We start from the raw sequence: 16,622 nt of genomic DNA, 5'->3' as shown, positions 1-16,622 counted from the left end.
TTACGTAACGGTTAAATGAAAATGTTATATTTTATGAATGAGGCCGATAATAACTGTTGCCGCTGAGCTTGTTCACCTGCGCAAATAGAACAGAGACGGTTATCAGGAATGGATGCCAGGATTGTTCCTGGATCGGCAGGCCAGGCAAACAATAAAAATTAGCATTCAGAAACTTCCGCTTCGTTTATTTTGATCTTTAATTAGAGGGCAACACTGATTCCACTACTACGGAGGAGATGACTGATGCATACGACATGGTTACGATCCCGTGAACTTCCTCATCTGGGGACTTTCATCGTGTTGAAGAAAGGAAAAGCCGCGTGGCTGCTGCTGCGCAATGGCGGAGCCGTATTCCGCTCTGTCCGATGGCTGCGGCGGCACAGCCATGCTTTTGAACCGGTTAACGGCCTGCCGCGCGCGCAGTAGTTTTTGTTCAGGCGTCGTCATGCGCGGCGCCTGATCCTTCCGCCATTTTCATCTCTGTTCTTCCTGATTTTGCTGGCTCAGCGCCTGTAAAAAGTGACGTTTCACCGCTTCGGCATCAACGCCGAGACAGATGCGCTGCGGCGTACAGTCGGCGAAAGCGTTATGGCGTGAGGCAAGCTGCGTTAGCTGCCGCTGGGTTTGTCCGCTGGCAATGCCGTCGGTGACGACGCGGATCGGCGCCTCCACGCAGTGAAACCAGTCGGGATTTACCAGCCAGCTGATCGTTAAGGTATCGTGCAGCGCCATACCGTCGAAACGCTCTTTTTGCAGGCTGTAATCGAGATAGCTGCGTGAAATGGCCTCCAGCACCGGCTGCTGCAACGCGCGTATCGCCTCGCCGTCGACCAGCACCTGATGCGTCACATCCAGCGGCACCAGCACGATCGGCAGCGCCGAACTGAGCACCTGATCCGCCGCGTGCGGATCTTTCCAGATATTGAATTCGCTAAAGGGCGTGACGTTGCCCGCATGCCCATCGGTGCCGAAGGCGCCGCCCATGATCACCAGCTCTTTTACCTTCGAGACGATCTCCGGCGCCTGGTTAAGGGCGCTGGCGATATTGGTCAACGGACCGATCGCCAACAGCGTAATTTCGCCGGGGCGCGCGTTAACGCTGCGAATAATAAACTCGACGGCGTTCTCCGCTTCGCCGCTAAAAGGGTTAGCGAACACGCCGCCCAGCCCGTCGGCGCCGTGAACCTGCGCGGCGGGCGCGGTCGGCGCAAGCGCAAGCGGGCGCGAACAGCCGCGATAAATCGGCGCGTCGATCGCCATCTTCTGACAAAACAGGCGGGCGTTTTTCACCGCCTGATCCACCGTCACGTTGCCGAATACGGTCGTTATGCCCAGCAGCCGTTGCGTGCGGGCGGCATAGGCGAGCGCGAAAGCGTCGTCCACGCCGATATCGGTATCCAGAATAATGTCGCGCACCTGTTTTCTCCCCGGTTTAGGTTGTCGCCTGTCAGCATCGACGATTAGGCGAACGGCGGCAAGCGGACCTTTGATTCAGAGCCATGATTAATTAGCAAAGCATATAAAACCGGCCCCCTTGTCCGCCCCCACAGGTTTATTCAACGCCCAATCCTTACCTGCCGCTTCAATTCCTTTTTGAATTAATGAGTTATAGAACATGGCGGCTGCCTTTAGCGATATGCGAACAAAATATCAGCAACTATTTTGTGATTGCTCTCAATAATTGGCGCCTCGCGGCTATCAGGGAAATAGTTAAGCCGCTAATGTCAGCCAGGTTTGCTGAATTTCATTATCACCGCTCGTACAGCGCTATCTGATTTGCATTTCGCACTCAATACCGTCGGGAAGGTTAAAAATGGCAATTAAAAGCAATCCACAGGATATTGATAAACTAATCGATTTGGTCGGCGGGAAGGGCAATATCGCCACCGTCTCTCACTGTATTACGCGCCTGCGATTCGTGCTTAACGAACCGGCGAAAGCGAAGCCGGCCGAAATAGAAAAGCTGCCGATGGTAAAGGGTTGCTTTACCAACGCCGGGCAGTTTCAGGTAGTGATCGGCACTGACGTGGATGACTGGTATCAGCTGCTGTTGAAGCAGACCCAGCTAAGCGGAACAGATAAAGAGAGCGCCAAGCGCGTGGCGCGGCAAAATATGAAATGGCACGAGAGCCTGATTTCCCATTTCGCTGAAATCTTCTTTCCCCTGCTGCCCGCGTTAATCAGCGGCGGTCTGGTGTTGGGTTTTCGTAATCTCATCGGCGATCTGCCGCTGTATAACAACGCGCCGCTTACCGAGGCGTCGACGGCCTGGAAAAGCATTTATGACTTTTTATGGCTGATCGGCGAAGCAATCTTTTTCTATATTCCGGTGGGCATCTGCTGGTCGGTGGTGAAAAAAATGGGCGGCACGCCGATTCTCGGCATTGTGTTGGGCATTACGCTGGTTTCGCCGCAGCTGATGAACGCCTATCTGCTTGGGCAGCAGACGCCGGAAGCATGGGATTTCGGCTGGTTCGCGATTGATAAGGTCGGCTACCAGTCGCAGGTGATCCCGTCGATTCTGGCGGGCCTGACGCTGGCGTGGATAGAGCTGAAGCTGAAGCGTATCGTACCAAACTATCTGACGCTGGTAGTGGTGCCGGTAGTATCGCTGCTGGTGGCGGTGTTTCTGGCGCACACCATTATCGGGCCGTTTGGCCGCATCGTCGGCAACGGCATCGCATGGGGCGTTAGTCACCTGATGACCGGGCCGTTCGCGCCGGTAGGCGCGGCGCTGTTTGGCTTCCTCTATGCGCCGCTGGTCATTACCGGCGTGCATCAGACTACGCTGGCGGTGGATTTGCAGCTGATCCAGAACCTCGGCGGCACGCCGGTCTGGCCGGTTATCGCGCTCTCCAATATGGCGCAGGGCTCCGCGGTGCTGGGCATTATTTTTATGAGCAAGAAAACCAACGAGCGCGAAATCTCGGTGCCTGCCGCCGTCTCCGCCTATCTTGGCGTAACGGAACCGGCGATGTACGGCATTAATATGAAATATCGCTTCCCCATGCTGTGCGGGATGATCGGATCCGCCTGCGCTGGATTGATTTGCGGGCTGGCCGGGGTAATGGCGAACGGCATTGGCGTCGGCGGCCTGCCGGCGATCCTGTCGATCAAAACCGCGTACTGGTCGATCTTCGGCACCGCGATGATTGTCGCAATTGTGGTGCCGCTGCTGTTAACCATGGCGGTTTATAAGCGCAAGCACGCTACCGGCAAGCTGTTGGTAGTATGAGCCGCAGTTGAAAAAACGGCGGCGCAGGCCGCCGCCGTGCGGGTTAAAAGTATTTCAGCCAGCGGATATCGCGCCGCTGCTGTTTCAGGCGGCTGAAGCGGCGCACCGGCCACCAGAGCAGCAGCGCCAGCGCCAGCATGCAGAGCCACAGCTGCCAGACGGCGTCGAAGCCGAACCAGTCGCCCTGGTTTTTCCCCCAGCGCGCTTCGGCCAACAGGTAGAGCGCCTTCAACACGTAGAGATGCAGCAGATAGAAAAACATCGGCGCGCTACCGAACACCGCCAGCCAGCCGATAAAGCGGCTCTTCTCTTCCACGCGTTCAAACAGCGCCAATAAGGTCAGCCCCACGCCCAGCGTCAGGCAGAGAAACAGCAGCGAAGGCGGATATTTGGTGATATTGAAAAACGCCATCGCGCTTTCGCCCAGCGTCGTGCCCGCCTGCAAGGGTTTTTCGCCGTAGCCATTGATCAGACGCAGCGCCGCAAACAGGCCGAGCAGACCCGCAGCGGCGGCGAACAGCGCCCGGCCTCGCTGCGCGCTGCGCCAGCCAGGTTGCCAGAGCTGTCCGGCGCAGTAGCCCAGCGCGATTACCCCGACCCACGGCAGCAACGGATAAGAGGTGCGCATCCGCAGCGTATCGCCGATCTCAATCCAGCCGCGATCGTGCAGAATCGCCCACGGCAGATGCCACGGCGAGCCTGGCGCGGCGTGAATGCCGTCGAGCAGGTTATGTCCCGCCACCAGCAGCACGCCGACCGCGGCGATCGCCCACAGCGGCAGCCACAGCAGCGCGCTCAGCGCCAGCATGCTCAGGCCGATAGCCCAGATCACCTGCAAATAGAGGACTTCAGGCGGGAAGCTAAAGGTCCAGGCGAAGTTAACCAGCGTCAGCTCCAGCGCGATCAGCACCACGCCGCGCTTCAGCAAAAACAGCGAAACCGCTTCGCGGCTCTGCTTTTTCTGCTGATAGAGCGCGGCGGAAAGGCCCGTCAGAAAAACGAATACCGGCGCGCACAGGTGCGCCAGCGTGCGGCTGATAAACAGCGCCGGATCGGTGTGCGCGACATCGATCGGATCGGACAGCTGTTTATGCAAAAAAAAGGTTTCGCGTACGTGATCCAGCAGCATCAGCAGGATCACCAGGCCACGCAGCGCATCGATGGCCTGCAGGCGTTGAACGAGCTTATCGGACATATCCATTTCCCAGAAGACTAAAAGGCGAAATGTTATATCATAACAAAAAGCAGCGACTCAACGATCTTTACCTGGAACGGCGGCTAAGGAGAGACGCGCAACGCCTGCTGGCCTGGCGCTATTGTCTGACGCGCCCGGCGCGGCTAAAATCAGCGGCATCAAGGTGATGGCGTGCCACCTTTCCTGACCGCGGCTCTTCAGAGCGCTTATGACGCCTGACGCGACGCTTTCTTAACGGGAAGGTGTGCCGCATGTCAGGACGTCGACCTCTTCCTCTATGCGACATACCCTGTGAATCATTCCTTTTACTTTCTGGACCTTAACGGCGATGTTGAAATCGATGCTGGCGGTAATGCTGGGAGGCGCGGCGGGCTGTACGCTGCGCTGGTTAATCTCTTTACGCTTTAACGCCCTGTTTCCCAGCCTGCCGCCCGGCACGCTGCTGGTAAACCTGCTGGGCGGGCTGATTATCGGGATGGCCACCGCCTGGTTTATGAAAAATCCGCAGCTGTCGCCGGAGTGGAAGTTGCTGATCGTGACCGGGCTGTGCGGCGGCCTGACCACCTTCTCTACCTTTTCCGTTGAAATCATGACGCTGATGCAGAGCGGCAAATACCTCTGGGCGATGGGGCATGTGCTGACTCATGTCATTGGGTCGCTGCTGATGACCTTCGCCGGTTTTATGCTGGTTAACCTGCTGGGTTAGGTCAGCGCAGCGATCGCCTTCTACAGTTAAACAGGGCGGCGCGTCTGCGGGCGCGCCGGTTTTCCCGCTAACAAGGAGGGACTATGACGACTAACCGTACATTTCTTAACCTGGTGCTGCTTTCCGGCGACGCGCAGACGCAGCTGCAGGCGGCGAAAGAGGCCGGTTTCGATGAGGTGGAGATCTGGCAGGAAAGTATCGAATCGGCGGATGGCGGCGCGACGGCGGTGCGTGAACGGGCGCAACAGCTTGGCATGGGCTTTACCAACTGCCAGGTGCTGCGCGATTTCGCCGGCGCGCCGCTGACGCTGCGCGCTGAAAAACGTCAGGAGGCGCAGCGATTTTTCCGGCTGGCGCAGGCGATTGGCTGCGATACGGTGCAGGCGCCCGCCTGTACGCGCGACGACTGCCAGGCGGCGCTGATCGACGAGGATTTACGCTGGCTCTCCGCTGAAGCGGCGCGCCACGGCCTGCGGATTATGTATGAGCCGATGGCCTGGAGCCGCGTCGATAACCGGCTGGAGCCGACCTGGCGACGACTGGAGCGGCTCGATTTGCCTAACGTCGGGCTGGTGGTAGATCTGTTTCATATCGCCGCGCGCGGCGACGACGCCAGCGTGCTGGAGAGCATTCCGGCAGAGCGGATTTATGAAGTGCAGCTGTGCGATATGGCCGAGGCGGTGACGCCGGGCGATATGGCGCATCTGGTGGATACGGCGCGCCATCGTCGGCTGTTGCCCGGCGACGGCAATCTGCCGGTGGCGGAATATGTCGCCGCGCTGAAGCGCAAGGGCTACCGTGGGCCGGTCGGCATAGAAGTGTTTAACGATCAGCTGCAACAGCAGCCGCCGACGCGCGCGGCACAGCAGGCGTTTGCCGCGCTAAGCCGTTGTTGGTCATAGCGGCCGATGTCGTGAGCGCGGCGAGCGAGCCTCATCCGTCGCATTCAGAAAACCGCTGGCGACAGCGGTAAGCGCTGAAGGAGATTATCTGCGCGGACGGGAGCGAACCGCCGGATTACAGTCGGCTGCCGACGCCGAAGCAGCGGGCGATAAAGGCCACTGCCCGCTGCGCGCCTGCGCCGGAAATCGTGTGGCCGATGCCCGCTTCATACTGTGTCTCTACCGGCACGCCTGCCGCCTTCAGCCGCAGCGAGGCGGATTCGCTCTCTTCCCAGGGGATCACCGCGTCGACCCTGCCGTGCACCAGCAGCACCGGCGCGTGGCGCACCGGCATCAGTGGTTCGGGCGTTGCCAGTCGGCCGGAAAAAGCCACCACGCCCGCCAGCGGCCAGCGCCCGGAAGCCAATGCGTCCAGCGCCATAATCGATCCCTGAGAAAAACCCACCAGCAGCACGTTTTCCGGTTCGGTGACCTGATGCGCGCTCAGCAGTCCGTGCAGCGTTTTGTCAAAGGCGGAGCGGGCGGCGATCACGCGTTCGGCACGGTTCTGCGGCGTAATGCCGTCAAGGCTGAACCACTGGTAGCCGGGGCCGTGATCGAAGCGAAAGGGCGCGTCGGGCGCGGCGAAGGCGGTGGCGGGCAACAGGGGGGCCCAGTGCGGGCCAAGCCCGGCCAAATCGTCGCCGTTGCTGCCGACGCCGTGCAGAAAAATCACCAGTTTTTTTGTCATCTTCGCCTCCGCATAAAAAGTTTTAGCATGCGCTTTTACGCCGCAGAGTTAAACCCTCGCGCCAAATTGCACTAAGCTCAGAGACTCGTCGATTAAAAAGTGAGCGTGCGTATGCTGTTTCGCCGTTTCGAACGTTACATCAACATTTTTCAGGATGCCCCCGGCGAGGCGCCGCCTGAAACCGTATGGGCCTTCTACTGTTATTTCCTGCGTCAGGTATGGCGCAGCTTCGCCGCGCTGCTAACGGTTGGGTTGATTACCTCGTTGATTGAAGTGGCGCTTTACCGCTATCTGAGCCAGCTGATCGATATGGTTAACGCCTCGACGCCGGCCAGCTTCTTTCACGAGCACTGGGGCACGCTGCTGTGGATGGCGGCGGTGGCGATGATTCTGCGTCCGATGTTTATCGGCCTGCACGATCTGCTGATCCACCAAAGCATCGGGCCCAGCCTTGGCAGCCTGATCCTCTGGCAGAATCACAGCTACGTGCTGCGCCAGAGCCTGAAGTTTTTCCAGAATGATTTTTCCGGGCGCATCGCGCAGCGCATTATGCAAACCGGCAACGCGCTGCGTGATTCGGCGGTGCAGCTTGTCGACGCCATCTGGCACGTTTCCATCTACGCTATCACCTCGCTGGTGCTGTTCGCCGAGGCGGACTGGCGGCTGATGCTGCCGCTGATTATCTGGATCGTCGCTTACGCCAGCACGCTGCGCTACTTCGTGCCGCGCATCAAGGCGCGCTCGGTGGTTTCGTCTGAAGCGCGCTCGAAGCTGATGGGCTGCATTGTCGATGGCTACACCAATATCACCACCCTGAAGCTGTTCGCCCATACCGATCTGGAGCAGCGCTACGCGCAGGAAGCGATCGGCGAGCAGACCGAAAAAACCCAGCACGCCAGCCGTATGCTAACCAGCATGGACGTGACGCTTTCCACGCTGAACGGCCTGCTGATTGGCGGGACCTGCGGCCTGGCGCTCTGGCTGTGGAGCGAATCGCTGATTACAGTCGGCGCGATCGCGCTGGTTACCGGGCTGGTGATCCGCATCGTCAATATGTCCGGCTGGATCATGTGGGTGGTGAACGGTATTTTCGACAATATCGGCACGGTGCAGGATGGCCTGACCACCATCGCGCAGCCGCTGAGCGTCACCGACGCGCCGGACGCCAAACCGTTGCGCGTCCAGCAGGGCGCCATCCGTTTTGACAGCGTGCGCTTTGACTACGGCGGCGGTCGTCAGGTGATCAACGATCTGCATCTCGATATTAAACCGGGCGAGAAGATCGGGCTGATTGGCCCGTCAGGCGCCGGGAAATCGACGCTGGTCAACCTGCTGCTGCGGCTGTATGACCTGAACGGCGGCCGCATTACCATCGACGGGCAGGATATCGCCAGCGTCACGCAAACCAGCCTGCGCGCGCAGATCGGCATGATCACCCAGGACACCTCGCTGCTGCACCGTTCGATTCGCGATAATCTGCTGTATGGCCGTCCCGACGCCAGCGAAGCGGAGTTGTGGACCGCGATTCGCCGCGCGCGCGCCGAAGAATTTATTCCGCTGTTGTCAGATAATCAGGGGCGCAGCGGGCTGGACGCGCACCTCGGCGAGCGCGGCGTGAAGCTCTCCGGCGGGCAGCGTCAACGTATCGCCATCGCCCGCGTGCTGCTGAAAGACGCGCCGATTCTGATCATGGATGAGGCGACCTCGGCGCTCGATTCCGAAGTCGAAGCGGCGATTCAGGAGAGCCTGGATACGCTGATGGAGGGCAAAACGGTGATCGCCATCGCCCACCGTTTATCCACCATCGCCCGGCTCGACCGTCTGGTGGTGCTGCAAAATGGCAGGATTATCGAAATCGGCAACCATCAGCAGCTGCTGGCGCAGAACGGGCTCTATGCCCGCCTGTGGCGGCATCAGACCGGCAACTTCGTCGGCGACTATTAAGCCTGTTATTCACCCCGGCGGTAGGGGAGCGACGCGCGCGCTTCCTCCGCCCACTGGCGCACGTCTTCCCGCTCCTGCTGTAAGAAATCCGCTATCGCCATCTGCAATCCCTCGTGGCGCAGGTAGTGCCACGAGCGGGTTATCACCGGCTCAAAGCCGCGCACCAGCTTATGCTCGCCCTGCGCGCCCGCGTCGAAATGGCGCAGCCCGTTAGCGATAGCAAACTCCATTCCCTGCCAGAAGCAGGTTTCGAAATGCAGCCGGTCAAACTCCGCCAGGCAGCCCCAGTAGCGGCCGTAGAGCGTATCGTCGCTGAGCAGGCTAAAGGCCATCGCCACCGGCTGCGCCTCGCGCTGGGCGAAAACCACGCGGATCGCCGTTGGCATCCGCTCCGCCAGCAGGCTGAAGAAGTCGCGCGTCAGGTAGGGCAGCTGGCCGCGCACCGCGTAGGTGTTGGCGTAGCAGCTGTAGACGAAATCCCACTGCGCCTCGCTCAGTTCGCCGCCGCTGAACCACTGAAAGGTGATGCCGTTTTCAGCCACCTGCGCGCGCTCTTTGCGGATCTGTTTACGCTTGCGCGACATCAGCGTATCAAGGAAATCCTGAAAATCGCGGTAGCCGGGATTATGCCAGTGGTACTGGCAGCCGAGGCGCTCCAGCCAGCCGGGCTGCGTCGCCAGCAGCGCATCGCCGCGCGCGTCGGTGAAATTGATATGCGCGCCGGAGAAGCCGTGCCGCGCCAGCGTTTCCGGCAGCGCCTCCAGCAGCGCCGTCAGCGCCTGCGCGTCGCCCAGCAGCCGCGGCCCGCTGACCGGGCTGAACGGCACCGCGCCCAGCCATTTCGGATAGTAGCGAATACCGGCGCGGCGGCAGGCGTCCGCCCAGCTGTGGTCAAAGACATATTCGCCCCAGGAGTGGCTTTTGCCGTAGCCGGGCAGCGCGGCGCGCAGGCGCCCCTGTTCGAACCAGGCGAGATGCGCCGGCTGCCAGCCGCTTTCCGCGCCGACGCTGCCGCTCTCTTCCAGCGCGCTGAGAAAGGCGTGACGTAAAAAGGGCTGAGTGTCGGACAGCAGGCTGTCCCAGTCGTCGGCGGAAACGGCGTTAAGCGAAGCAAGAAAGGAGAGCGACATCAACAGACTCCGGCAGAGAGCGGGCCGCCTGGCGACGGCCCGCCCGAAAGTGAATATTCACCTTAGCATATTCCCGCGCGCAACCGCTTAGTCGCTGTTCTCACGCATGTTCAGCGCCAGCGCGCTGGCCGGATCGAACAGCGACAGGCTTTCGATCTGGTCGAGCAGGATAACCTTGCGGAACGCCAGCGCCGACTGCGGCTCCGACGTCAGCGTAATGTCATGTTTGGCGTACCAGGCGCTGTAGTTATGCTCCACAATCAGGTCGAGCGTTTTGCTGTCGCGGTAGCCGCTCAGCATCGGGATCAGCACCACGTTATTGGCGTCGGCGCTGTCGAAGGACGAGGTGTGGATCATGCCGATATAAATGCGATGCGAGGTAAGGGTGATCCACGCCAGCTCTCCCTGTTCCATGCACTGATAGAGCAGATGCTCCACGCCGTTGGAGCGCGACAGCGAATTATAAAGCTCGCGGCGGCCCTGACCGTCGAGACGCGCGCTGCCCGCCCAGTTGGAGCGATAGAGGCAAAACAGCACGGCGAAGGTGAGCATAATCACTACCGGCGCCTGGATGCCGAGAAAGCTCCAGTTCATAAACTCAATGTGGTAGCTGTGATGCTCCGCGCCGAAATAGTGCGGAAACGCGTTCATGGTGGCGGACGCGGCCAACAGCAGCAGCCAGATAATGGCGGTAGCGATAACGCCCTGAATCACGAAAATACAGCCGTAAAGCGCCACCAGAAAATAGACGTCCCAGCCGAAGGTGCGTTTGAATTTAAAACGGGTGGAGAGGTCGCGGCTGCTGTACCAGTAACCGCAGACCATCAGCACCATAAATATCGCCGTTCCCATTTTATGCCCTCTTTAATGCTTCAACGTGGCGGGCAAAATCGTTCTGCACCTCCTTGCTGTGGATATTGACCATCGCGCTGCCGTTTTCATCAATAATGATGCGATCGCCATCGTCAATAGAGTCCTGAACGTCATCCTGGGACATCACCTGAAGCAGTTTCTCCGGGCTGGTAAAGAGTGAGCGAATCAGCTTTAACATTTATTTTCCTCCTTTCACCACTAGTGTAGGAAGGGATGGCGGCTTTGGGACGGGATCAGTCTGAATCGAAGGCGAAACGGCAAAAAAAAACGGGCGCGGCGGCGCGCCCGTGGCAAAAATCAGAAATCGACGCTGGCTTTCAGTACAATTTCGCGCGGTTCGCCGACGGTGACGCGCAGATTGTTGCCGCTGGAGGGGTACCAGGTGCTGTCGAACAGGTTTTTAACGTTGACCTGCCATTTCACGCGATAGCTGTCGATCGGCGTGGTCCAGGCGACGAAGGCGTCGGCAACGGTATAGTCGTCGAGATAAAAACTGTTGGCGGCGTCGCCCGGACGGCGGTCGACGTAGCGCGCGCCGATGCCTGCGCGCAGATCGTCCGCGGGCAGCAGGCCGGTCGCGCCGAAGTCGTTAGTCAGGAACAGCGCCGCGGTGTGGCGCGCCACGTTAGTTAGCTCGTTGCCGCGGTTCTCCGGGTCAGCGGTGACGCGCGCGTCGGTGTACGCATAGCTGCCCACCAGACTCAGGGTTCGGGTCAGGCTGCCCGCCAGATCCAGTTCGACGCCCTGCGAGCGTACTTTGTCTGCGGTGCGCGTAACGCTTTCGCCATCCACCAGTTCGCTCACCATCACGTTGCGTTTGTGAATGTCATACAGCGCCAGCGTGCCGGTGACGCGGCCAGGCAGATCGATCTTTGCGCCCACCTCCCAGGCTTTGCCCAGCTCCGGCGGTGGAGGCGGGCATCTGGTCGTAAACCGGCTGATAAACGTTGAAGCTTTTGTCTTTCGCGCCGCGGATCATGTCGCCGCGAAAGGTGCGGTCCGCTTCATAATCGAAGCCGAACAGCAGCTGATGGTTGACGCGTCCCCAGTCGACGTCGCCGTTCAGCGTCAGCTGCACCATCTGCGAGCGGCTCTGCGCATCAACGGTGGCGTCCGCCTGGCGTGTCAGCACGCCGGTTTCGGCGTTAAAGGCGGTGGCGCGCCTGGCTGTCGCTGTAGGTATTGCGGCTGAAGGCCCAGGTGAGCTGCGAGCGCCAGCGGTCGTTCAGCATCTGGTCGAGCTGGAAGCTCAGGGTATCCTGATCGCCGCGCGTGGCGTTGTAATGCTCGTCGAAGCGGCGCTCGCGCGGGACATCTACCGGTTTGCCGCTGCGCGGATCGATGACCGTGCCGCGATCGAACGGCGTAAGGTATTCCATATGCTCCCAGGCGACGCGCACGGTGGTGGACTCGCCATACCACATCAGAGAAGGGGCGATCACCGTCTGACGCTGGCGGCCGAAGTTGCGCCAGTGGTCGGTTTCATCATCAGAATGCCTCCGGGAAACCCTGGCCTTCAGGCCGGGGAGGAAAGGAGGCGGTTTTCCGACTAACTGTCTTTTGCATAATCACATTTTCCTCTTTAGTATGTGAAGACATGAAACGCGCATATAAATACCGGTTTTACCCGACAACTGAGCAGGTTGAACTTTTAGCTCAGACGTTCGGCTGTGTGCGCTTCGTCTACAACTCCATCCTCCGCTGGCGTACCGATGCGTACTACGAGCGAAAGGAAAAAATCGGTTATCTACAGGCTAATGCACGCCTTACGGCGCTCAAAAAAGAGCCTGAATACGCCTGGCTTAACGATGTTTCCTGCGTCCCCCTACAGCAGTCTCTGCGACACCAACAAGCGGCCTTCGCTAACTTCTTCGCCGGACGTGCTGCATATCCGGCTTTCAAAAGCAAACGGCACAAGCAGGCGGCTGAGTTCACTGCGAGCGCGTTTAAATACCGTGACGGCAAATTATATATGGCAAAGAGCAAGTCGCCGCTGGACGTTCGCTGGAGCCGTAAGTTACCTTCTGCGCCATCAACCATTACCATTTCCAAAGATAGCGCTGGCAGATACTTTGTTTCCTGCCTGTGTGAATTTGAACCTGTATCAATGCCTGTTATCGCTAAAACTGTCGGCATTGATGTTGGCTTAAAAGATTTGTTTGTCACCGACACCGGATTCAAAACCGGCAATCCCCGCCACACGGCTAAATATGCGAAGCGACTGACATTACAGCAACGCAGGTTGAGCAGGAAGAAAAAAGGCTCAAAGAACCGCGCCAAAGCCCGCTTAAAGGTTGCCCGACTCCACGCAAAAATTGCCGATTGCCGGATGGATAACTTGCATAAGTTGTCCCGCAAACTGATTAACGAAAACCAAGTTGTTTGCGTCGAATCCCTCAAGGTGAAAAACATGATCCACAACCCGAAGCTGTCTAAAGCGATAGCTGATGCAGGCTGGAGCGAACTTGTTCGCCAGCTACAGTACAAAGGGGAATGGGCAGGGCGTAGCGTTATCGCTATCGACCAGTATTTCCCTTCTTCCAGGCGTTGTAGCTGTTGCGGTTTCACCATGAAAACCATGCCCCTTGATGTTCGTAAATGGACTTGCTCTGAGTGCGGAGCAATCCATGATCGCGACATTAACGCGGCCCGTAATATCAAAGCTGCCGGGCTGGCAGTGTTAGCCCACGGAGAGCCTGTAAATCCTGAACCGCATAAAGCGGCTTAGGTTAGGCTCTGTGAAGTGGGAATCCTCGCCCTTTAGGGCGGGGAGCAGTCAATTAGGTAACTGACTCCAGAAGGTCCCTGAAAAATCCAGCGGTAAAAAGCGCTGGTAAAGTTGTTGCAAGGTTTGCTGCGGATCGATATCGGCAAACAGCTGCGGGTAAAGCATTTTCGCGATCCATTCGGTCGCGACGACGTGATACGGGCTGAGATAGAAGTTGTGCCACAGCGCGCCAGCGCGGCCTTCACGCACCGCCGCCAGCTGGCTGAGCAGCGGCTGCGCGGCCATCACGCGCTGAAAGCTCTGCTGCGCCTGGGATGCGCTGACCAGCGGCCCCAGCGCGACGGTTTTCGCCTTCTCCTGCGCGTCGGCCATGCCGGTGGCGATATAAACCTGCGGCTGCGCGGCCAGCGCCTGCTCCGGGTTCAGCTCGCCGAAAACCCCTTTCACCGTGTCGGCCGCGATGTTGTCGCCGCCAGCGAAGGCGACCAGCTGGCCGAGATTGCCGTTAACCGCCGTGGTGCAGCAGGTATCACGCCGTCCCAAATGCAGGTGCAGCATCACGCGGGCGCGCGGCCCCTGACGGCTTGCCAGGCGCTGCGCGATACGCTGCATATGCGCCTGATAAAAGTCGGCGAACGCCTGCGCGCGCTGCGGCTGATTCAACACCTCGCCGAGGATTTTGACGCTGGGCAGCGTGTTGTGCAGCAGGTCGACGCGCAGATCGACGGTGATTACCGGCACGCCCGCCTGCTGCATCACCTGACGGAAACGCGCCTCCTCGCCGCCGGTTTTCGCCAGGCGCGGCAGGATGACCAGATCAGGCTTTAGCTGTAAAACCCGTTCGGCGTTCAGCTCGCGGATACTGCCCGAACCGAGCTGTGGGATGTCGGCCAGCTGCGGAAAGCGCGCCAGGTACTGACGCCAGCTTTGCGGATCGTACTTCGCTAAATCCGCGGGCCAGCCTGCGATATGCGCCGCCGGATAGCCGGGCTGCAACAGCGCCAGCGTGTAAAGCATGCGGCTTTCGCCCAGGACGATGCGCTGAGGATGATCGGGTATGACGACCTGTACGCCGTTGATATCGCTGATTTGGCGGGCAAAAAGCGAGTGGCTGAACAACAACAGCAAAAGGAAAAGTTTGCGCATAGGGAACGTAAATGAACGGAAAAGAAAATGATAATGAAAATCAGTTGCGATCTCAACAAATGCCGCTGCGCTGGCGGAAGAAGAAGAGAACGCAGGGCATCAGCAAGGGCGGGCGATGCGGGCGTTTTCTACACGGATGAACGCGCCGTCATTCCCGCATTTTTATACTTTTTTTACACCGCGCCGCCGTAATTTAACGCCAATTTTATACGCCAGTTTTTATCCTCTGCGCTAACTGTAAAGCGCCTTTGGAGGTCACTGTGAGTACTGGAATTGCGGCGGGCATCGTGCTGCTGTTTTTACTGCTGGGCTATCTGGTTTATGCCCTGATCAATGCGGAGGCATTCTGATGATCGCCTCGGCGTTTTTATTGTTGGCCAGCTATCTGCTCGTACTGATGCTGCTGGCGCAGCCGCTGGGCCGCGCCATGGCGGGCATCGTACGCGACAGGCCGCTGCTGCCGACGCTGGAAGGCGCGCTGTGGCGTCTGTGCGGCGCGGAAAAACAGAGCATGGGCTGGCAGCACTACCTGCTGGCGATATTGCTTTTTAACGGCGCGGGTCTGGCGCTGCTGCTGGCGATCCTGTTGACGCAGCAGGCGCTGCCGCTGAACCCGCTGCATCTGCCGAACCTGAGCTGGCATCTGGCGCTGAACACCGCCGTCAGCTTCGTCACCAACACTAACTGGCAATCCTATGGCGGCGAAAGCACCCTCAGCCCGCTGAGCCAGATGGTCGGGCTGACGGTGCAGAACTTCCTGTCGGCGGCGACCGGCATCGCCGTCGCTTTTGCGCTGATGCGCGGCTTCGCCAATAAATCGCTGGCGACGCTCGGCAACGCCTGGCGCGATCTGACGCGCGTCACCCTCTATGTGCTGCTGCCGATCGGCCTGATTATCGCGCTGCTGCTGGTCAGCCAGGGTGTGGTGCAGACGCTGAGCGCCAGCGTCGATGTGCAGACGCTGGAAGGAGCGAAGCAGACGCTGTCGCTGGGTCCGGTGGCGTCGCAGGAAGCGATCAAAATGCTGGGCACCAACGGCGGCGGCTTCTTCAACGCTAACTCGGCGCATCCCTTTGAAAACCCTACGGCGTTAAGCAACTTCATTGAAATGCTGGCGATTTTTCTGATCCCGGCTGCGCTCTGCTTCACCTTCGGCGACGTGGTCGGCGATCACCGTCAGGGGCATGCGCTGCTCTGGGCGATGACCCTGATGTTTGTCGTCGCAGTGGCGGCAGTGATGTGGGCGGAGCTGCGCGGCAACCCGCATTTCCTGACGCTCGGCGCGGACAGCGCCATCAATATGGAAGGCAAAGAGACGCGCTTCGGCATTCTTAACTCCAGCCTGTTTGCGGTGATCACTACCGCCGCCTCGTGCGGCGCGGTCAACGCCATGCACGACTCCTTCACCGCGCTCGGCGGCATGGTGCCGATGTGGCTGATGCAGCTGGGCGAAGTGGTGTTTGGCGGCGTCGGCGCCGGGCTGTACGGCATGCTGCTGTTCGTGGTGCTGGCGGTGTTTATCGCCGGACTGATGATCGGCCGCACCCCGGAATACCTCGGCAAAAAGATCGACGTACGTGAAATGAAGCTGACCGCGCTGGCGATTCTGGTGACGCCGACGCTGGTGCTGCTCGGCACGGCGCTGGCGATGATGAGCGAGGCGGGACGCGCCGGCATGGCGAATCCGGGCGTCCACGGCTTCAGCGAGGTGCTCTACGCCGTCTCGTCGGCGGCCAACAACAACGGCAGCGCCTTCGCCGGGCTGAGCGCCAATACGCCTTTCTGGAACCTCCTGCTGGCGTTCTGCATGCTGGTCGGCCGCTTCGGCATCATCATTCCGGTGATGGCGATCGCCGGTTCGCTGGCGGCGAAAAAAGCGCAGCCGGTGAGCAGCGGCACGTTGCCCACCCACGGCGCGCTGTTTGTCTGCCTGCTGATCGGCACGGTGCTGCTGGTGGGGGCGCTGACCTTTATTCCTGCGCTGGCGCTGGGGCCGGTGGCAGAACATCTACAACTGATTTCGCGTTAACGGG

16 protein-coding genes and 1 pseudogene are annotated in these 16,622 nt (G+C 59.6%); 8 read left to right on the top strand and 9 right to left on the bottom strand.

All coding sequences use genetic code 11. The features are described from left to right. Positions 1–258 precede the first annotated feature (258 nt). Together MYY08_RS04700 and MYY08_RS04695 are read right to left on the bottom strand one after the other, a co-directional pair. On the bottom strand, positions 259–447 hold the full coding sequence (locus tag MYY08_RS04700) for a hypothetical protein (protein ID WP_038629517.1): 189 nt from the start codon (positions 445–447) through the stop codon (positions 259–261). Between the two features lie 27 nt (positions 448–474). After that, the gene (locus tag MYY08_RS04695; RefSeq protein ID WP_288013522.1) at positions 475–1,416 is read right to left on the bottom strand and encodes a nucleoside hydrolase; all 942 of its coding nucleotides are present in this window, start codon (positions 1,414–1,416) and stop codon (positions 475–477) included. A gap of 397 nt (positions 1,417–1,813) precedes the next feature. On the opposite strand from MYY08_RS04695, the gene treB reads away from it, so the two are divergent. Then, positions 1,814–3,235 carry a PTS trehalose transporter subunit IIBC gene (gene treB / locus MYY08_RS04690; RefSeq protein ID WP_084970404.1) on the top strand — a complete coding sequence of 474 codons (1,422 nt, stop codon included), beginning with the start codon at positions 1,814–1,816 and terminating at the stop codon, positions 3,233–3,235. 43 nt (positions 3,236–3,278) lie between these two features. Here treB and MYY08_RS04685 read toward each other — a convergent pair whose 3' ends face one another. After that, complete coding sequence (locus tag MYY08_RS04685; protein WP_104951396.1) at positions 3,279–4,430, bottom strand: acetyltransferase domain-containing protein; 1,152 nt, start codon at positions 4,428–4,430, stop codon at positions 3,279–3,281. Between the two features lie 328 nt (positions 4,431–4,758). Between MYY08_RS04685 and crcB the strand changes: the two genes are divergently transcribed. Both crcB and MYY08_RS04675 read left to right on the top strand, forming a co-directional pair. Further along, a complete protein-coding gene (crcB, locus tag MYY08_RS04680) occupies positions 4,759–5,136 on the top strand; it encodes a fluoride efflux transporter CrcB (RefSeq protein WP_038629522.1) in 378 nt (125 codons plus the stop codon). An 83-nt stretch (positions 5,137–5,219) separates the two neighbouring features. After that, complete coding sequence (locus tag MYY08_RS04675; protein ID WP_288013517.1) at positions 5,220–6,038, top strand: sugar phosphate isomerase/epimerase family protein; 819 nt, start codon at positions 5,220–5,222, stop codon at positions 6,036–6,038. A 115-nt stretch (positions 6,039–6,153) separates the two neighbouring features. Here MYY08_RS04675 and MYY08_RS04670 read toward each other — a convergent pair whose 3' ends face one another. Further along, a complete protein-coding gene (locus tag MYY08_RS04670) occupies positions 6,154–6,768 on the bottom strand; it encodes an alpha/beta hydrolase (protein WP_038629530.1) in 615 nt (204 codons plus the stop codon). A 111-nt stretch (positions 6,769–6,879) separates the two neighbouring features. Here MYY08_RS04670 and MYY08_RS04665 point away from each other — a divergent pair, with 111 nt between their 5' ends. Beyond that, the gene (locus tag MYY08_RS04665) at positions 6,880–8,712 is read left to right on the top strand and encodes an ABC transporter ATP-binding protein (RefSeq protein ID WP_288013514.1); all 1,833 of its coding nucleotides are present in this window, start codon (positions 6,880–6,882) and stop codon (positions 8,710–8,712) included. Positions 8,713–8,717: 5 nt separating this feature from the next. Here MYY08_RS04665 and MYY08_RS04660 read toward each other — a convergent pair whose 3' ends face one another. The 4 genes and pseudogenes from MYY08_RS04660 to MYY08_RS04645 form a co-directional block, all read right to left on the bottom strand. After that, complete coding sequence (locus tag MYY08_RS04660; protein ID WP_038629535.1) at positions 8,718–9,842, bottom strand: GNAT family N-acetyltransferase; 1,125 nt, start codon at positions 9,840–9,842, stop codon at positions 8,718–8,720. 87 nt (positions 9,843–9,929) lie between these two features. Beyond that, positions 9,930–10,694, bottom strand: coding sequence for a hypothetical protein (locus MYY08_RS04655; protein WP_038629537.1), 765 nt, complete (start codon positions 10,692–10,694; stop codon positions 9,930–9,932). A 1-nt stretch (position 10,695) separates the two neighbouring features. Then, positions 10,696–10,893 (bottom strand): hypothetical protein, encoded by a 198-nt coding sequence (locus tag MYY08_RS04650; protein WP_038629541.1) that lies wholly within the window; start codon positions 10,891–10,893, stop codon positions 10,696–10,698. A gap of 119 nt (positions 10,894–11,012) precedes the next feature. Next, positions 11,013–12,070, bottom strand: a pseudogene (locus MYY08_RS04645) (TonB-dependent siderophore receptor); the annotation flags it as partial. A 242-nt stretch (positions 12,071–12,312) separates the two neighbouring features. Between MYY08_RS04645 and MYY08_RS04640 the strand changes: the two are divergent. After that, on the top strand, positions 12,313–13,443 hold the full coding sequence (locus MYY08_RS04640) for an RNA-guided endonuclease InsQ/TnpB family protein (protein WP_038629543.1): 1,131 nt from the start codon (positions 12,313–12,315) through the stop codon (positions 13,441–13,443). A 48-nt stretch (positions 13,444–13,491) separates the two neighbouring features. Here the strand turns inward: MYY08_RS04640 and MYY08_RS04635 are convergent, their stop codons facing one another. Further along, positions 13,492–14,589 (bottom strand): ABC transporter substrate-binding protein, encoded by a 1,098-nt coding sequence (locus MYY08_RS04635; protein ID WP_038629545.1) that lies wholly within the window; start codon positions 14,587–14,589, stop codon positions 13,492–13,494. A gap of 11 nt (positions 14,590–14,600) precedes the next feature. On the opposite strand from MYY08_RS04635, the gene MYY08_RS04630 reads away from it, so the two are divergent. From MYY08_RS04630 to kdpA, 3 genes are all read left to right on the top strand, one after another. Further along, positions 14,601–14,729 (top strand): hypothetical protein, encoded by a 129-nt coding sequence (locus MYY08_RS04630; RefSeq protein ID WP_288013508.1) that lies wholly within the window; start codon positions 14,601–14,603, stop codon positions 14,727–14,729. 120 nt (positions 14,730–14,849) lie between these two features. Then, positions 14,850–14,939, top strand: a complete 90-nt coding sequence (gene kdpF, locus MYY08_RS04625) for a K(+)-transporting ATPase subunit F (protein WP_081981850.1) — start codon at positions 14,850–14,852, stop codon at positions 14,937–14,939. Continuing rightward, positions 14,939–16,618 (top strand): potassium-transporting ATPase subunit KdpA, encoded by a 1,680-nt coding sequence (gene kdpA, locus MYY08_RS04620; RefSeq protein ID WP_103790909.1) that lies wholly within the window; start codon positions 14,939–14,941, stop codon positions 16,616–16,618. Before kdpF ends, kdpA begins: the two co-directional genes overlap by 1 nt. The last annotated feature ends 4 nt before the right edge of the window (positions 16,619–16,622 follow it).

Source organism: Mixta sp. (assembly GCF_024610815.1).
In the GTDB taxonomy this organism is placed as follows: Bacteria; Pseudomonadota; Gammaproteobacteria; order Enterobacterales; family Enterobacteriaceae; genus Mixta; species Mixta calida.
The sequence above is the reverse complement of the archived record's forward strand: the minus strand, read 5'-3'. Positions and strand labels throughout refer to the sequence as shown.

Excerpts from the sequence above, each read along its gene's own strand:
- MYY08_RS04700 (WP_038629517.1), bottom strand. The coding sequence starts at position 447 with ATGACGACGCCTGAACAAAAACTACTGCGCGCGCGGCAGGCCGTTAAC.
- treB (WP_084970404.1), top strand. The coding sequence starts at position 1,814 with ATGGCAATTAAAAGCAATCCACAGGATATTGATAAACTAATCGATTTG.
- MYY08_RS04685 (WP_104951396.1), bottom strand. The coding sequence starts at position 4,430 with ATGTCCGATAAGCTCGTTCAACGCCTGCAGGCCATCGATGCGCTGCGT.
- crcB (WP_038629522.1), top strand. The coding sequence starts at position 4,759 with ATGTTGAAATCGATGCTGGCGGTAATGCTGGGAGGCGCGGCGGGCTGT.
- MYY08_RS04675 (WP_288013517.1), top strand. The coding sequence starts at position 5,220 with ATGACGACTAACCGTACATTTCTTAACCTGGTGCTGCTTTCCGGCGAC.
- MYY08_RS04670 (WP_038629530.1), bottom strand. The coding sequence starts at position 6,768 with ATGACAAAAAAACTGGTGATTTTTCTGCACGGCGTCGGCAGCAACGGC.
- MYY08_RS04665 (WP_288013514.1), top strand. The coding sequence starts at position 6,880 with ATGCTGTTTCGCCGTTTCGAACGTTACATCAACATTTTTCAGGATGCC.
- MYY08_RS04660 (WP_038629535.1), bottom strand. The coding sequence starts at position 9,842 with ATGTCGCTCTCCTTTCTTGCTTCGCTTAACGCCGTTTCCGCCGACGAC.
- MYY08_RS04655 (WP_038629537.1), bottom strand. The coding sequence starts at position 10,694 with ATGGGAACGGCGATATTTATGGTGCTGATGGTCTGCGGTTACTGGTAC.
- MYY08_RS04650 (WP_038629541.1), bottom strand. The coding sequence starts at position 10,893 with ATGTTAAAGCTGATTCGCTCACTCTTTACCAGCCCGGAGAAACTGCTT.
- MYY08_RS04640 (WP_038629543.1), top strand. The coding sequence starts at position 12,313 with ATGAAACGCGCATATAAATACCGGTTTTACCCGACAACTGAGCAGGTT.
- MYY08_RS04635 (WP_038629545.1), bottom strand. The coding sequence starts at position 14,589 with ATGCGCAAACTTTTCCTTTTGCTGTTGTTGTTCAGCCACTCGCTTTTT.
- MYY08_RS04630 (WP_288013508.1), top strand. The coding sequence starts at position 14,601 with ATGAACGGAAAAGAAAATGATAATGAAAATCAGTTGCGATCTCAACAA.
- kdpA (WP_103790909.1), top strand. The coding sequence starts at position 14,939 with ATGATCGCCTCGGCGTTTTTATTGTTGGCCAGCTATCTGCTCGTACTG.